The sequence below is a fragment of the Azospirillum sp. TSH58 genome, from assembly GCF_003119115.1.
Lineage (GTDB): Bacteria > Pseudomonadota > Alphaproteobacteria > Azospirillales > Azospirillaceae > Azospirillum.
Genome location: NZ_CP022364.1, coordinates 1671887 through 1686193 on the forward strand (window position 1 = coordinate 1671887; position 14307 = coordinate 1686193).

A 14307-nucleotide genomic window follows, 5' to 3' on the forward strand; every position below is an offset into this window, starting at 1 on the left:
TTAACCTTTTTGAATCAACAAGCGGTGCACCCCGTCCGGCTCATCCGGATTTTCGGGCGTCACGGCGAGAATGGAGTGACCCAGTTCGGCTAAGGATCGGGGTACATTCTCCAAGGGTTCGCCAGCGTTCAGCCGGACTTCAAGCGTCTGCCCGGCCGCCATGCGCTCCACCGACAACTTGGTCTTGACGAAGGTTAACGGGCACACCTCGCTGGTGATGTCCAAAAACAAATCCGGAGAATTTTTTTCGTACACTGCTTCCTCTTTAAGAGCAAAGGATGGATATTGCGCGCGGCCACAAACCTCTTTATATGGAGAGGAACGCCAAGCTGCGGAGCAAGCTTACATGAGCAATGGTAACCCTTCCAACGCGCTGTTGTCTCTGACCACGGAGATCGTGGCGGCGCATGTCTCGAACAATACAGTCGCTCTCGGCGATCTTCCGACGCTGATTGAGCAGGTGTACAAGTCACTCGCGAATGTCGGGACCGAGCCGGTTGCGACTGAGGAGCGTCCGCAGCCCGCGGTGCCCATCAAGAAGTCCGTCACTCCCGACTACATTGTATGTCTGGAGGATGGCAAGAAGCTGAAGATGCTGAAGCGCCATCTGAAGACGGCCTACGACATGTCGCCTGAGGAATACCGCGACCGCTGGGGCCTGCCGGCCGACTATCCGATGGTCGCCCCGAACTACGCCCGCCAGCGCAGCTCGCTGGCCAAGCAGATCGGTCTCGGCACCCGCGCCCGCCGCGGCGCGGCCTGAGGTTCAACGGGCCTGAGGTCCAATGGGCCTGAGGTCCAATGGGCTTGTGCGTTGGTGTCCGGCGGACCGCCGCCGTTCGGTCCGGTCCGCCCCGGAACCCCACCGCCCGGATGTGACCGTCTCTTCCCTCCCGCGTGATCATCGCAGTCCCGCCTTGCCGCCGTCCCCGTCCGCCGGGGCCGGACCTTGTGGCTTGCCCGGAATCCGGGCTTGCCGGGGACGGGTTCGTCACGTCGCGGTTGACCGGCAACCGGCCATTCGTGTTATCCCTGTTCCGTGCCCGACCGGGCTCCGGATGGAGAACCGGCGGTTGCCGCGACCCGAACAACGCCAGCGAAGCGTCGAGTATGGCTGATACAGGCACGGACCAGGGCAGCTCTTCGGATCTGCGCATGGGCTCCCTCGAAGTGCGGCTGGCCGAAAGCGCCGCCGAGATCGACTGGGCCCAGGCGTTGCGCTACCGCGTCTTCTACGAGGAGATGTCGGCGGTGCCGTCGCCGGACATGGCCGCGCGCCATCGCGACTTCGACGATTTCGACACCATCTGCGACCATCTGCTGGTCATCGACCACGCCCGCGGCGACGGCCCGGAATCCGTGGTCGGCACCTACCGGCTGATCCGCCGCCCGGCGGCGGCCAAGGCCGGGCGCTTCTATTCCAGCGACGAATACGACATCGGCCGGCTGGTCAGCTATCCGGGGGAGATCCTGGAGCTGGGCCGGTCCTGCGTCGACGCCGCCTACCGCACGCGCGGCAGCAGCATGCAGCTTCTGTGGCGCGGCATCGCGGCTTACGTCTTCCACCACGACATCGCGGTGATGTTCGGCTGCGCCAGCCTGCCGGGCACCGACCCGGTGGCGATGGCCGAGCCGCTCGCCTATCTGCATCACTTCCATCTGGCTCCGGAGGAGTTGCGCCCGGTGGCGCTGCCGGAACGCTATGTCGGCATGGATCTGATGCCCCGCGACCGGATCGACCCGAAGCGCGCGCTGACCGTCCTGCCGCCGCTGATCAAGGGCTATCTGCGGCTGGGCGGCTTCATCGGCGACGGCGCGGTGATCGATCACCAGTTCAACACCACCGACGTGTCGATCGTGGTGAAGACCGACCTGATCACCAACAAATACTCCAAGCACTACGAGCGGCGCAGCCGCGACGCCCAGATCGCGTGACCCACATCGCATCAGCAAGCGGGCGCACCGGGAGACGGATGGCATGACGGCGGTGGATGCAACCGGTGCGCGTGCCATGGGGTCGTCGGTGCGGGGCGGGCTGCGTCTGGCCGCCTATGTGCTGTGGACGCTCCTGCTGGTCCCGGTGCAGGCGCTGGCCGTCGCGCTGCGGTCGCCGCTGCGCTTCCGGATACCGCGATTCTATCACCGGGTCTGCGCCGCCATCCTGGGCATCGGCGTCGTGGTGCGCGGCGAGCGCGCGGCGGACGGGCCGGTGCTGTTCGTCTCCAACCATTCCTCCTACCTCGACATCACGGTGCTGGGGTCGGTCATTCCGGGCTCCTTCGTGGCGAAGAGCGAGGTCGCCGGCTGGCCCTTCTTCGGGGCGCTGGCGAAGCTCCAGCAGACCGTCTTCGTGGAGCGCAAGGCCCGCGCCGGGGTGGAGAAGCAGCGGGACGAGCTGGGCGCCCGGCTGGACGCCGGCGACAGCCTGATCCTGTTCCCCGAAGGCACCTCCAGCGACGGCAACCGCACGCTCCCCTTCAAGACGGCGCTGTTCGCGGTGGCCGCCCGGCGCATCGGGGACCGGCCGCTGACCGTGCAGCCGGTCAGCATCGCCCCGACGCGGCTGGACGGCATCCCGATGGGGATCGCCTTCCGTCCCTGTTACGCGTGGTACGGCGACATGGATCTCGCCCCCCATCTGTGGACGGTCTTCACGCTGGGCCGCATGACGGTGGAGGTGGAGTTCCATCCCCCGGTGACCATCGACGGCTTCTCCAGCCGCAAGGCCCTGGCCGACCATTGCCAGCGCGCCGTCGCCCGCGGCGTCGAGCGCGCGGTGTCCGGAAGGCCGCTGCCTTCCGCAACACCGTGACGGAAACTTTCCACACCACGAAATGGAAAGACGACCTGCGGGCACGATTGACTCGTTTTCCCGCACTCGTGCTACCATATCGGCAGGGTGCGATGCCGCGACGCGGCGGGTCGCGCGCCGGATTGCGCCGCTTGGACCGGTGCCGTCCAGGCGCGCGTTTTTGTATTGGTCGAGATCGCGGTTGGCCCAGATCGCGGTTGGTCGGGATCGTTCAGCGCTGTGGAAGGGATCGTTGAGTAAGAAGCTCTTCATCAAGACCTGGGGTTGCCAGATGAACGTCTATGACTCCGCCCGCATGGCGGATGTCCTGGCACCCCTGGGCTACCGGCCGGTGGACGAGCCGGACGGCGCCGACATGGTGATCCTCAACACCTGCCACATCCGCGAAAAGGCCTCCGAGAAGGTGTTCTCGGAACTGGGCCGGCTGCGCCAGCTCAAGGACGTCAAGGCCGAGGCCGGGGACGGCCGGATGATCCTCGCCGTGGCCGGCTGCGTCGCCCAGGCCGAAGGCGAGGAGATCGTCGCCCGCGCCCCCTTCGTGGACATGGTGTTCGGGCCGCAGACCTATCACACCCTGCCGGAGATGGTGGCCAAGGCCAGCCGCAAGGCGGGCAGCGTGCTGAACACCGACTTCCCCGTGGAGTCCAAGTTCGACTTCCTGCCGGACGAGAGCGCCAGCCAGGGCGTCTCCGCCTTCCTGGCGGTGCAGGAGGGCTGCGACAAGTTCTGCACCTTCTGCGTGGTGCCCTACACCCGCGGCGCCGAGTTCTCGCGCCCCAGCGCCCAGATCCTGGCGGAGGCCCGGCGCCTCGTCGCGAACGGCACGCGGGAGATCAACCTGCTCGGCCAGAACGTCAACGCCTGGCACGGGGAGGGGCCGGACGGCACCACCTGGGGCCTCGGGCGGCTGGTCCGCGAACTGGCGGACATCGACGGGCTGGAGCGCATCCGCTACACCACCTCGCACCCGCGCGACATGGAGGACGACCTCATCCGCGCCCACGCCGAGGTGCCGCAGCTCATGCCCTACCTGCATCTTCCGGTGCAGGCCGGGTCGGACCGCGTGCTGGCGGCGATGAACCGCAAGCATACGGCGGACGACTACCGGCGCCTCGTCGACCGGTTGCGCGCCGCCAAGCCGGATCTGGCGCTGTCGGGCGACTTCATCGTCGGCTTCCCCGGCGAGAGCGACGCCGATTTCGCGGCGACCCTGCGCCTCGTCACCGACGTCGGCTACGCCCAGGCCTATTCCTTCAAATACAGCGCGCGTCCCGGAACCCCGGCGGCGCTGGAGCACGGCCAGCTGCCGGAGGATGTCAAGGACGCCCGTCTGGCCGCGCTCCAGCAGTTGCTGAACGCGCAGCAGCAGGCCTTCAACCAGAGCTTCGTCGGGCGCACCGTGCCGGTCCTGTTCGACCGCGTCGGCAAGCGCGCCGGCCAGCTTCTCGGCAAGAGCCCCTATCTGCAGTCGGTGCACGCCGACGCCAACGAGCGGCTGCTCGGCCGCATCGTCGAGGTGCGCATCGACGCCGCCCATCCGAACAGCCTTGCCGGCAGCGTGGCGACCGGTGAATACCGCAGCTCCGCCACCGGCACGCAACCCGTGGAGGCGACCGTTTGAACGGCTTGCCCGATCAACGCCCGGATCAACGGATTGATCTGAACTTCGACGACAACCGGCTGCTGCCGATGCTGTACGGGGAGCATGACCGCCACCTCGCCCGCATCGAGAACCAGCTGGGCGTCTCCCTGATTTCCCGCGGCAACACGCTGACCATCGCCGGTCCGGCGGAATCGTCGGAAGCCGCCCGTTCGGCCATCGACGCCCTCTATGAGCGGCTGAAGCGCGGCATGAGCGTCGGCACCGGCGAGGTGGACGCCGCCGTCCGCATGGCGACCGGCGTCGGCGGCGCCCTGCGCGACCAGAATCTGGCGACGCTCAGCCGGGGCGAGGTCGCGGTGCGCACGCGGCGCAAGGGCGCGATCACCCCGCGCTCCCCCATGCAGGCGGCCTACCTCCAGGCTCTGGCGGAAAGCGAGATGGTCTTCGGGCTCGGCCCGGCCGGCACCGGCAAGACCTACCTCGCCGTCGCCCAGGCGGTGGCGCTGCTGACCACCGGCCAGGTGGACCGCATCATCCTGTCGCGCCCCGCCGTCGAGGCGGGGGAGCGGCTGGGCTTCCTGCCCGGCGACCTGAAGGAGAAGGTGGACCCTTATCTGCGCCCGCTCTACGACGCGCTGCACGACATGCTGCCGGCGGAGCAGGTGAAGAAGCGCCTGGAGTCCGGCGAGATCGAGATCGCCCCGCTCGCCTTCATGCGCGGCCGCACGCTCGCCAACGCCTTCGTCATCCTGGACGAGGCGCAGAACACCACGCCCATGCAGATGAAGATGTTCCTCACCCGCCTGGGCGAGGGGGGCCGCATGGCGGTCACCGGCGACATCTCCCAGACCGATCTGCCGGCCGGCGCCAAGTCCGGCCTGCGCGAGGCGCTGGACATCCTGGAGGGGGTGGAGGGCATCCGCTTCGTCCATTTCACCGCCGCCGACGTGGTGCGCCACCCGCTGGTCGCCCGCATCATCCGCGCCTATGACCGTGCCGAGGGCGCCCGCGCCGACGCCCAGCGCAAGCCTGCCCCCCGGCGGACCACCGCCGCGGACGACGGTGGGCCGGACGCGGATGCGGAGGGAACACCGTGATGGCCGTCGATGTCGTCGTTTCACGTGAAGCGGGCGAGTGGGCGGACAACGCCGAATGGCTGTGCGAACGCGCCGCGCTCGCCGCGCTCTCCGTCACCTACGACGAGGAGGAAGGGCCGGCGGAGCTGTCCGTCGTGCTGGCCGACGACGCGCTGGTGCACCGCCTGAACCGCGAATACCGCGGCAAGGACAAGCCGACCAACGTGCTGTCCTTCGCCCTGACCGAAGCGGAGGAGCCCGAACTGGGCGAGGACGCGCCGGTCATGCTGGGCGACGTGATCCTGGCCTGGGAGACCGTCGCCCGTGAAGCCGCCGAGCAGGGTAAAACCCCTTCGGACCATATGACCCACCTTGTGGTGCATGGCGTTCTTCATTTGCTCGGGTATGATCACGAGACGGATGACGAGGCCGAGGAGATGGAGCAGCTCGAAACCGACGTGCTCGCGACCCTCGGCATCGCCGATCCGTACGCCGCCACGCGCTCTCCGCCCGGAGAGCCGAACCTGGACGAACAACCACCGGACCGATGAGCGAGATTTCCGACAGTCGAACGCCCCGTGAAGACGGGGCCGAAGATCAACAATCCTTGGGCCACCTGTTTCGCGGGTGGATGAGGACCGTTTTGGGGGGGCGCGATGACGCCACCCTGCGCGCCACGATCGAAGACCTGATCGAGGATCAGGACAGCGGCGAGGGATCGCTGGGGGCGGGCGAGCGCGCCCTGCTCGCCAACATCCTGAAACTGCGCGACCGCACCGTCGACGACGTGATGGTGCCCCGCGCGGACATCGTCGCGGTGGATGTGGACACGCCGTTCCCCGCCCTCGTCCAGCGCATGGCGGAGGAAGCCCATTCCCGCCTGCCGGTGTTCCGTGAAACGCTCGACGACGTCGTCGGCATGGTCCACATCAAGGACGTGCTGGTGGCGATGGCCAGCCGGACGCCGGTCGAGCTGAAGGACATCGTGCGCGATCTCAGCATCGTCGCGCCCAGCATGCCGGTGGTCGACCTGCTGGTGCAGATGCGCCAGAAGCGCCAGCACATGGCGCTGGTGGTCGACGAGTTCGGCGGCATCGACGGCCTCGTCACCATCGAGGATCTGGTCGAGGAGATCGTCGGCGAGATCGAGGACGAGCACGACGAGGAGGCGACCCCCCATTTCGTGGAACGTCCCGACGGCTCGATCATCGCCGATGCCCGCGTCTCCATCGAGGATTTCGAGGACCGTGTCGGCACCTTCCTGACCGAGGAGGAGCGCGAGGACATCGACACGCTCGGCGGTCTCGTCGTTTCGCTGGCCGGGCGGGTGCCGGGCAAGGGGGAGACGCTGATCCACCCCTCCGGCCTGGAGTTCGAGATCGTCGAGGCCGACCCCCGCCGCATCAAAAGGCTGCGCGTCCGAACCGCGCCCGCCGAGAATTCCGCCCTGGCCGAGGTCGGGTAAAACCCCGCAGGGTTTTTCACCACGAAGACACGAAGGACACAAAGACGGCACAAAGAGGCTCTACCGCATCCCCGGCATCACGGGCGGAGCGGAGAGCGCTTTGTGACCTTCTTCGTGCCCTTGTGCCTTCGTGCCCTTGTGCCTTCATGGTGATTCCGTTTCCAGACCAGCACCCGCCCCGACAGCCGTCACCGGCCCACCCGCATCCGGAGTGTTCCCCCCTTGACCGCCACCGACATGACGACCACCCCGGCCCGGCTGGGCCGCCTGTCCGCGGGTCTGGCCGGGCTGGCCGGCTGGCGTCGGCTGCTGGCGGCGGCGGGCTTCGGCGGGCTGGCGACGCTGGCCCTGCCGCCGGCCGACGCGGTGCCGCTGCTGCTGATCGCCTTTCCGGGGCTGCTCTGGCTGCTCGACGGGGCGCGGACGAAGCGGCAGGCCTTCGCGGTGGGCTGGTTCTTCGGCTTCGGCCACCACCTGCTCGGCCTCTACTGGATCAGCGCGGCGCTGTTCACCGACATCGAACGCTTCTGGTGGGCGCTGCCGCTGTCGGCGGCGGGGCTGCCGATCCTGCTGGCGATGTTCTCCGGCTTCGCGACGCTGCTGGTCTGGATGCTCCGCGCCAGAGGACTGGGGCAGGGGCTGGGGAGGGTGGTTCTGTTCGCCGCCTCCTGGGCGCTGTTCGAATGGCTGCGCGGCCATGTCTTCACCGGCTTCCCGTGGAACCTCGTCGGCTATGGCTGGACGGGCTTTCTGCCGGTTCTGCAGGGCGTCTCGCTGATCGGCGTCTACGGCCTCAGCCTGCTGACCGTGCTGGTGGCGTCGCTGCCGGCGGCGCTGGCCGACGCGGCGGTGCCGCGCCGCCGCGCCTGGGGCGCGCTGGCCGCCGGGCTGGCGCTGTTCGCGGCGCTGGGCGCCTGGGGCGGGCTGCGGCTGGCCGGGGCGTCGGAGGCGACGGTTCCGGACGTGCGGCTGCGGCTCGTCCAGCCGGCCATCGACCAGCGGCTGAAATGGGCGGCGGGCGAACGGGTGCGCAACATCCAGCAGCAGATGGAGTTCTCCGCCGCTCCCTCCCGCGAGCCGATCACCCATGTGATCTGGGCGGAGACCGCCGTGCCCCTGTTCCTCGACCAGGACGCCAGCCTGCGTCAGGCGCTGGGGTCGGTCACCCCGCCCGGCGGGCTGCTCATCACCGGGGTGCCGCGCATGGAGGCCGGGCCGGAGGGCGCGCCCCTCTATTACAACAGCCTGGCGGCGGTCGACGGCAGCGGCGCGGTGACGGGGCGCTTCGACAAGTTCCACCTCGTGCCCTTCGGCGAATACATGCCGCTGCGCCGCTGGCTGCCGGTCGGGGCCATCGCCGGCAACGGGGCGGAGTTCTCCGCCGGTCCGGGTCCGGTGTCGCTCGATCTCAAGGGCCTGCCGCCGGTCAGCCCGCTGATCTGCTACGAGGTGATCTTCCCCGGCGCCGTCCTGCCCGCCACGGAGGACGGCGCCGGGCGGCCACGCTGGATGCTGAACCTGACCAACGACGCCTGGTACGGCAACACCGCCGGGCCGCACCAGCATTTCGCCATCGCCCGGACCCGCGCGGTGGAGGAGGGGATGCCGCTGGTCCGCGTCGCCAACACCGGCATCTCCGGCGTGGTGGACTCCCACGGCCGTGTCACAGCCATGCTGCCGCTTGGTCACAGGGGTGTGGTCGATGCGGCCTTGCCGGAAGCGCTGCCCACCCCCACTCTCTACGGACGAGTGGGCGATGGCGCGTTTGGGTTGCTTCTTTTGACCTGTTTCGCGGTGGGCCTGCGCACACGACATCGCGGTTAGCGCAACCGAGACTCTTTTTTCAATCACGCGCATCGGGAGCGCTCGGGCGCCCTTGACTGCATACATGGATATGTCGTATCAAGGTTGCACAACTGTTTCAGGGAATTAGAGCAATGCCAGCAACAGAAACGCGGGGCCGCCGGGCCGCTGCCGGTCGCCCCAAGACGGGCAAGCCGAACCCGATCGACGTTCACGTCGGCTCCCGCGTCCGGTTGCGCCGGACCCTTCTCGGAATGAGCCAGGAGAAGCTGGGCGAGGCCATCGGCCTGACCTTCCAGCAGGTGCAGAAGTACGAACGCGGCGCCAACCGCATCGGCGCGTCGCGCCTGTTCGACCTCAGCCGCGTCCTGGACGTTCCGGTGTCCTTCTTCTTCGACGACATGCCGGCGGAAGCCGCCGCGGCCCCGGTTGACGACGACGAGAGCGGCGCCGCCGGTTTCGAGGAGCGTTCGAGCGGCTACGAGCCCGATCCGATGGCCAAGCGCGAGACGCTGGAGCTGGTGCGCGCCTACTACCGCATCAACGACCCGTCGGTGCGCAAGCGCCTGTTCGAGCTGACCAAGGCCGTTGCCAATTCCGGCATGGTCGAAGCGGCCGAGTAACACGGTTCAGAGACCCGAGCCGAGCAACCGGAAGCAATCCGGACGGCAGGAAGATTGGGGAACGCGGCCCTCCGGCCCGTTCCCCAAAGTTTATTCTAGGCGAATTTCCGTGGCTCTCCCCCAACCTCGGGGAGATCGCTTGACCTGGAACGCAAACCTTGTCACATACGGAAAATGACTGGCTTACCGTGGGTGCTGCGCCGGTCTTCCTAAATTATTCTGTAAAATAGCCCCCGCCCATTGCCGAGGTTCGCCGTGGCCAAGCTCAACTACGTGTTCACCAGCGAGTCCGTGTCCGAAGGCCATCCGGACAAGGTGTGCGACCGCATCTCCGACGCCATCGTGGATCTGTACCTGTCGCACGACCCCTACGCCCGCGTGGCGGTGGAAACCCTGGCGACCACCAACCAGATCGTTCTGGCCGGTGAGGTGCGCGGGCCGGAAAGCATCACCCCCGACATGCTGGTCCAGGTCGCCCGCGCCGCGGTGAAGGACATCGGTTACGAGCAGGACGGCTTCCATTGGGAGAAGATGGACGTCAAGTGCTTCGTCCATTCCCAGTCCGCCGACATCGCGGTCGGCGTCGACGCCGCCGGTGAGAAGGACGAGGGCGCGGGCGACCAGGGCATCATGTTCGGTTACGCCTGCAACGAGACCCCGGCCCTGATGCCGGCGCCGATCTACTACAGCCACGCCATCCTGAAGTCGCTGGCCGAGGCCCGCCACTCCGGCGCCGCCCCGCAGCTCGGCCCCGACGCCAAGAGCCAGGTGACGCTGCAGTACGAGAACGGCAAGCCGGTGCGCGCCACCGCGGTGGTCGTCTCCACCCAGCACGCCGACGGCCTGACGCAGGAGGAGGTGCGCGAGATCGTCCGTCCGCACGTCATCAACTGCCTGCCCGCCGGCTGGATGTGCGACGAGGCGAACTTCTACGTCAACCCGACCGGGCGCTTCGTCATCGGCGGTCCGGACGGCGACGCCGGCCTGACCGGCCGCAAGATCATCGTGGACACCTACGGCGGTGCCGCCCCGCACGGCGGCGGTGCCTTCTCCGGCAAGGACCCGACCAAAGTCGACCGTTCGGCCGCCTACGCCGCGCGCTACCTCGCCAAGAACGTGGTCGCCGCCGGCCTGGCCGACCGCTGCACGATCCAGCTCTCCTACGCCATCGGCGTGTCGAAGCCGCTGTCGGTCTATGTCGACACCCACGGCACCGGCACGGTCGACGAGGACAAGCTGTCGGAGGTCCTGCAGAAGCTGGTGGACCTGTCCCCGCGCGGCATCCGCACGCATCTGGGCCTGAACCGTCCGGTCTACGCGCGCACCGCCGCCTACGGCCATTTCGGCCGCGATGCGGAGGCCGACGGCGGCTTCTCCTGGGAGAAGACCGACCTCGTCAACGACCTGCGCGCCGCTTTCTTCTAAGAGCGGCTTCTTCCAAGACCGGACCCGATCGTCCGGGATGCAGGGGCCCCACGGCCCCTGCGTTCGTTTTGGGACCCTGCTGTCACGATGACCGACTCCTTCCTGGACTCGTCCAAGAGGCTCTACGGGCGGCGCAAGGGGCGTCCGCTCCGCAAGCGCAAGACCGAACTGCTCGACGGGCTCCTGCCGTCGCTGGAAATCCCGGTGCCGCAGCCGGGCGACCGCATCGATCCCCACGCCCTGTTCGCCAACCCCATGCGCGACGTCTGGCTGGAGGTCGGCTTCGGCAGCGGCCACCACATGGCGTGGCAGGCGGCGAACAACCGCGATGTCGGGGTGATCGGGGCGGAGCCCTTCATCAACGGCGTGGCCGGCCTGCTCAAGCTCGTCGACGACGAGGGCGTGCAGGACAACGTCCGGGTCCTGCCGGACGACGCCCGTCCGCTGCTCGACGCCCTGCCGGACGCCTCCATCGGGCGCGCCTTCGTGCTGTTCGCCGATCCCTGGCCGAAGAAGCGCCACTGGGAACGCCGCTTCATCGGCCCGGACAACCTGCCGCGCCTCGCGCGCGTGCTGAAGGACGGGGCGGAGCTGCGTCTGGCCAGCGACGACATGGGGCTGGTGCGCTGGATGCTGGAGCACACGGTGCGGCACCCGGATTTCGAATGGACCGCGCGCGGCCCGTCCGACTGGCGCCACCGCCCGGCGGACTGGCCGCCCACCCGCTATGAGGAGAAGGCCATCGAGGCCGGGCGCAAGCCGGTCTTCATGCGCTTCATCCGCAAGGCGCGGGGGTAGACACCACCGGGTCGCCGTAATGCTCCACCACCGGGAACGGGTCGTAGAAGTGGTGGAGCAGCGCCTTCCAGCGGGCGTAGCGGTCGGACCCGCGGAAGCCGTCGGTGTGGTCCTCCAGCCGGTCCCAGCGGACGAGCAGAAGGTAGCGGTCCGCCGCCTCCAGGCAGGGCCGCACCTCCAGCCCGAGGAAGCCCGGGGTCGCGGCGATCAGGGGCTGCGCCTCGGCCATCGCCCGTTCGAAGGCCCCGCCCTGGCCGGGCCTGACCGTCAGGAGGGCCGTTTCAAGGATCACGGTGATCGGCCTTCTCAAGGTGTTTTCCGTGCGGCGCGACGGCCGCCGAAGGCTTGACCTTACCCCGGCCGGACCCGCTCACCAAGCGCCGGGCATAGGACCTTGCGGAAAAGCGCTTGCGGCCTGCTCCGGAATGTCTATATTCACCGCATGAACCCATACGGATCGGCGGCTCGGGAAACCGGGCCGGCGGGACGCTTTGCGGGTGGGCTTTGGCCCACTTATTTTTTTATCAGCGTATGGAATCCCCGTGTTGGTCCCAAGGCGCTGTGCCAGGGGAGACCGCGGGGGCGGGTCAGGTGGAATGGAAGCAACCGGTCGTATCGAGCAGATCATCACGCCGTCGGTCGAGGCCATGGGCTACGAACTCGTGCGTGTGCAGTTGACCGGTGGGCAGCGCATGGTTCTGCAGGTCATGGCGGAACGCGCAGACGGCGCGCCCATGACGGTCGAAGACTGCGCCGACATCAGCCGCGCGATCTCCGCGGTGCTCGACGTTGAAGATCCGATCAAGAGCGCCTACACGCTGGAGGTCAGTTCGCCCGGCATCGACCGGCCGCTGACCCGTCTGAAGGATTTCGAGCGTTTCGCCGGTTTCGAGGCCAAGCTGGAGACCCGGCTCGCCGTCGATGGCCGCAAGCGCTTCAAGGGCATGCTGAAGGGCGTCGACGACGGCCTCGTGTGCATCGAATCGGAACAGGGAGCCGCCCGGCTGGAGTTCGACAACATCCTGCGCGCCAAGCTGGTTTTGACGGATGAGCTGATCCGCGCCAGCCAGGGCCAGGGTTGACGGCCGCTCCGGGCTTCACTCGAAGAACAAACGCCAGTCCAGGAAGTGTGACGGATGGAACTGCTGCAAGTCGCTGACGCGGTTGCCCGCGAAAAGAACATCGACCGGGACGAGGTCCTGGAGGCGATGGAGCAGGCGATTCAGAAGGCCGGGCGCTCCAAGTACGGCCACGAGCACGACATCCGCGCCCGCATCGACCGCAAGACGGGCGATATCCACCTGACCCGCCACCTGGAGGTGGTCGAGGCGGTGGAGAACGAGGCGACCCAGGTGACCCTCGCCTACGCCCAGCGCCGCAAGCCCGGCGCCCAGGTCGGCGACTTCCTGGTCGATCCGCTGCCGCCCATCGACTTCGGCCGCATCGCCGCCCAGACGGCCAAGCAGGTCATCGTCCAGAAGGTCCGCGACGCGGAGCGCAAGCGCCAGTTCAACGAGTACAAGGACCGCACCGGCGAGATCGTCAACGGTCTGGTCAAGCGCGTCGAGTACGGCAACGTCACCGTCGACCTGGGCCGCGCCGAAGCGATCCTGCGCCGCGACGAGCTGCTGCCGCGCGAGCACTTCAAGAACGGCGACCGCGTGCGCGCCTACATCTTCGACGTGCGCGAGGAAGCGCGCGGCCCGCAGATCTTCCTGTCGCGCACCCATCCGATGTTCATGGCGAAGCTGTTCGCCCAGGAAGTGCCGGAGATCTACGACGGCATCATCGAGATCAAGGCGGTCGCCCGCGACCCGGGCTCGCGCGCCAAGATCGCGGTGATCAGCAACGACAGCTCCATCGACCCAGTCGGCGCCTGCGTCGGCATGCGCGGCAGCCGCGTCCAGGCGGTCGTCGGCGAGCTGCAGGGCGAGAAGATCGACATCATCCAGTGGAACCAGGAGCCGGCGACGTTCATCGTCAACGCCCTGGCCCCGGCCGAGGTCGCCAAGGTCGTGATGGACGAGGACAACAGCCGCATCGAGGTGGTGGTGCCGGACGACCAGCTGTCGCTGGCCATCGGCCGCCGCGGGCAGAATGTGCGGCTGGCCACCCAGCTCACCGGCTGGGACATCGACATCCTGACCGAGCAGGAGGAGTCGGAGCGCCGCTCGGACGAATTCCGCACCCGCTCGCAGCTCTTCATGGAAGCGCTGGACGTGGACGACGTGATCGCCCATCTCCTGGTCGCCGAAGGCTTCACCTCCGTGGAGGAGATCGCCTACGTCGAGACCGAGGAGCTGGCCGAGATCGAAGGCTTCGACGAGGACGTGGCGGAGGAGCTGAAGCAGCGCGCCCTGAACTTCCTCGACGAGCAGGACGTCCGCATGACCGAGAAGCGCCAGGCGCTCGGCGTCGAGGACGCGGTGGCGGACGTCACCGGCTTCAGCCCGACCCTGCTGGTGAAGCTGGGTGAGAACGGCGTGAAGACGATGGACGACCTTGCCGATCTCGCCGCGGACGAGCTGCGCGACATCCTCGGCAAGGAGGCCCCGACGGAAGACGAGGCCAACGAGATCATCATGGCCGCCCGTGCCCACTGGTTCGATGGCGAGGAAGGCGCGCCCACCCCGGCGCAACCCTCGGCCGACGACCAGGCGGCGCAGAGCTGAGCCGGGATTTGGGACGCACAAACGGTACGG

At 68.1% G+C, this 14307-nt stretch carries 15 protein-coding genes; 13 read left to right on the forward strand and 2 right to left on the reverse strand.

The features are described from left to right. Nucleotides 1-255: a sulfurtransferase TusA family protein gene (locus TSH58p_RS11435; RefSeq protein ID WP_109069997.1), complete on the reverse strand. Its 255-nt coding sequence runs from the start codon at nucleotides 253-255 to the stop codon at nucleotides 1-3. A 91-nt stretch (nucleotides 256-346) separates the two neighbouring features. Between TSH58p_RS11435 and TSH58p_RS11440 the strand changes: the two genes are divergently transcribed. From TSH58p_RS11440 to TSH58p_RS11490, 11 genes are all read left to right on the forward strand, one after another. Further along, nucleotides 347-763, forward strand: a complete 417-nt coding sequence (locus tag TSH58p_RS11440; RefSeq protein WP_014238866.1) for a MucR family transcriptional regulator — start codon at nucleotides 347-349, stop codon at nucleotides 761-763. A gap of 347 nt (nucleotides 764-1110) precedes the next feature. Continuing rightward, nucleotides 1111-1935, forward strand: coding sequence for a GNAT family N-acetyltransferase (locus TSH58p_RS11445; protein WP_094301432.1), 825 nt, complete (start codon nucleotides 1111-1113; stop codon nucleotides 1933-1935). A gap of 43 nt (nucleotides 1936-1978) precedes the next feature. Continuing rightward, complete coding sequence (locus TSH58p_RS11450) at nucleotides 1979-2812, forward strand: 1-acyl-sn-glycerol-3-phosphate acyltransferase (protein ID WP_109069998.1); 834 nt, start codon at nucleotides 1979-1981, stop codon at nucleotides 2810-2812. 232 nt (nucleotides 2813-3044) lie between these two features. Then, nucleotides 3045-4433, forward strand: a complete 1389-nt coding sequence (gene miaB, locus TSH58p_RS11455) for a tRNA (N6-isopentenyl adenosine(37)-C2)-methylthiotransferase MiaB (protein WP_109069999.1) — start codon at nucleotides 3045-3047, stop codon at nucleotides 4431-4433. Further along, nucleotides 4430-5512, forward strand: coding sequence for a PhoH family protein (locus TSH58p_RS11460; RefSeq protein WP_109070000.1), 1083 nt, complete (start codon nucleotides 4430-4432; stop codon nucleotides 5510-5512). Before miaB ends, TSH58p_RS11460 begins: the two co-directional genes overlap by 4 nt. Next, nucleotides 5512-6042 (forward strand): rRNA maturation RNase YbeY, encoded by a 531-nt coding sequence (ybeY, locus tag TSH58p_RS11465; protein ID WP_109070001.1) that lies wholly within the window; start codon nucleotides 5512-5514, stop codon nucleotides 6040-6042. The genes TSH58p_RS11460 and ybeY overlap by 1 nt, the downstream gene beginning before the upstream one ends. Then, nucleotides 6039-6956, forward strand: coding sequence for a hemolysin family protein (locus TSH58p_RS11470; RefSeq protein ID WP_199230120.1), 918 nt, complete (start codon nucleotides 6039-6041; stop codon nucleotides 6954-6956). The genes ybeY and TSH58p_RS11470 overlap by 4 nt, the downstream gene beginning before the upstream one ends. Nucleotides 6957-7178: 222 nt before the next feature. Continuing rightward, nucleotides 7179-8780, forward strand: a complete 1602-nt coding sequence (gene lnt, locus TSH58p_RS11475) for an apolipoprotein N-acyltransferase (protein WP_109469223.1) — start codon at nucleotides 7179-7181, stop codon at nucleotides 8778-8780. Between the two features lie 113 nt (nucleotides 8781-8893). Next, nucleotides 8894-9382, forward strand: coding sequence for a helix-turn-helix domain-containing protein (locus tag TSH58p_RS11480; RefSeq protein WP_109072613.1), 489 nt, complete (start codon nucleotides 8894-8896; stop codon nucleotides 9380-9382). A gap of 255 nt (nucleotides 9383-9637) precedes the next feature. Then, a complete protein-coding gene (gene metK / locus TSH58p_RS11485; protein WP_109072612.1) occupies nucleotides 9638-10807 on the forward strand; it encodes a methionine adenosyltransferase in 1170 nt (389 codons plus the stop codon). Between the two features lie 87 nt (nucleotides 10808-10894). Next, nucleotides 10895-11605: a tRNA (guanosine(46)-N(7))-methyltransferase TrmB gene (locus tag TSH58p_RS11490; RefSeq protein WP_109072611.1), complete on the forward strand. Its 711-nt coding sequence runs from the start codon at nucleotides 10895-10897 to the stop codon at nucleotides 11603-11605. Here the strand turns inward: TSH58p_RS11490 and TSH58p_RS11495 are convergent. After that, on the reverse strand, nucleotides 11583-11897 hold the full coding sequence (locus tag TSH58p_RS11495; protein WP_199230243.1) for an antibiotic biosynthesis monooxygenase: 315 nt from the start codon (nucleotides 11895-11897) through the stop codon (nucleotides 11583-11585). The two genes, TSH58p_RS11490 and TSH58p_RS11495, sit on opposite strands and share 23 nt — an antisense overlap. A gap of 304 nt (nucleotides 11898-12201) precedes the next feature. Here TSH58p_RS11495 and rimP point away from each other — a divergent pair, with 304 nt between their 5' ends. Both rimP and nusA read left to right on the forward strand, forming a co-directional pair. Then, nucleotides 12202-12687: a ribosome maturation factor RimP gene (rimP, locus tag TSH58p_RS11500; RefSeq protein WP_014238849.1), complete on the forward strand. Its 486-nt coding sequence runs from the start codon at nucleotides 12202-12204 to the stop codon at nucleotides 12685-12687. A gap of 54 nt (nucleotides 12688-12741) precedes the next feature. Then, nucleotides 12742-14277, forward strand: a complete 1536-nt coding sequence (nusA, locus tag TSH58p_RS11505) for a transcription termination factor NusA (protein WP_109072610.1) — start codon at nucleotides 12742-12744, stop codon at nucleotides 14275-14277. Nucleotides 14278-14307 lie beyond the last annotated feature (30 nt).

What these genes read in the sequence shown, in the direction of transcription:
- TSH58p_RS11470 (WP_199230120.1), top strand. Translation starts at nt 6,039, where the DNA reads ATGAGCGAGATTTCCGACAGTCGAACGCCCCGTGAAGACGGGGCCGAA.
- nusA (WP_109072610.1), top strand. Translation starts at nt 12,742, where the DNA reads ATGGAACTGCTGCAAGTCGCTGACGCGGTTGCCCGCGAAAAGAACATC.
- TSH58p_RS11440 (WP_014238866.1), top strand. Translation starts at nt 347, where the DNA reads ATGAGCAATGGTAACCCTTCCAACGCGCTGTTGTCTCTGACCACGGAG.
- ybeY (WP_109070001.1), top strand. Translation starts at nt 5,512, where the DNA reads ATGGCCGTCGATGTCGTCGTTTCACGTGAAGCGGGCGAGTGGGCGGAC.
- rimP (WP_014238849.1), top strand. Translation starts at nt 12,202, where the DNA reads ATGGAAGCAACCGGTCGTATCGAGCAGATCATCACGCCGTCGGTCGAG.
- TSH58p_RS11480 (WP_109072613.1), top strand. Translation starts at nt 8,894, where the DNA reads ATGCCAGCAACAGAAACGCGGGGCCGCCGGGCCGCTGCCGGTCGCCCC.
- TSH58p_RS11450 (WP_109069998.1), top strand. Translation starts at nt 1,979, where the DNA reads ATGACGGCGGTGGATGCAACCGGTGCGCGTGCCATGGGGTCGTCGGTG.
- TSH58p_RS11490 (WP_109072611.1), top strand. Translation starts at nt 10,895, where the DNA reads ATGACCGACTCCTTCCTGGACTCGTCCAAGAGGCTCTACGGGCGGCGC.
- TSH58p_RS11445 (WP_094301432.1), top strand. Translation starts at nt 1,111, where the DNA reads ATGGCTGATACAGGCACGGACCAGGGCAGCTCTTCGGATCTGCGCATG.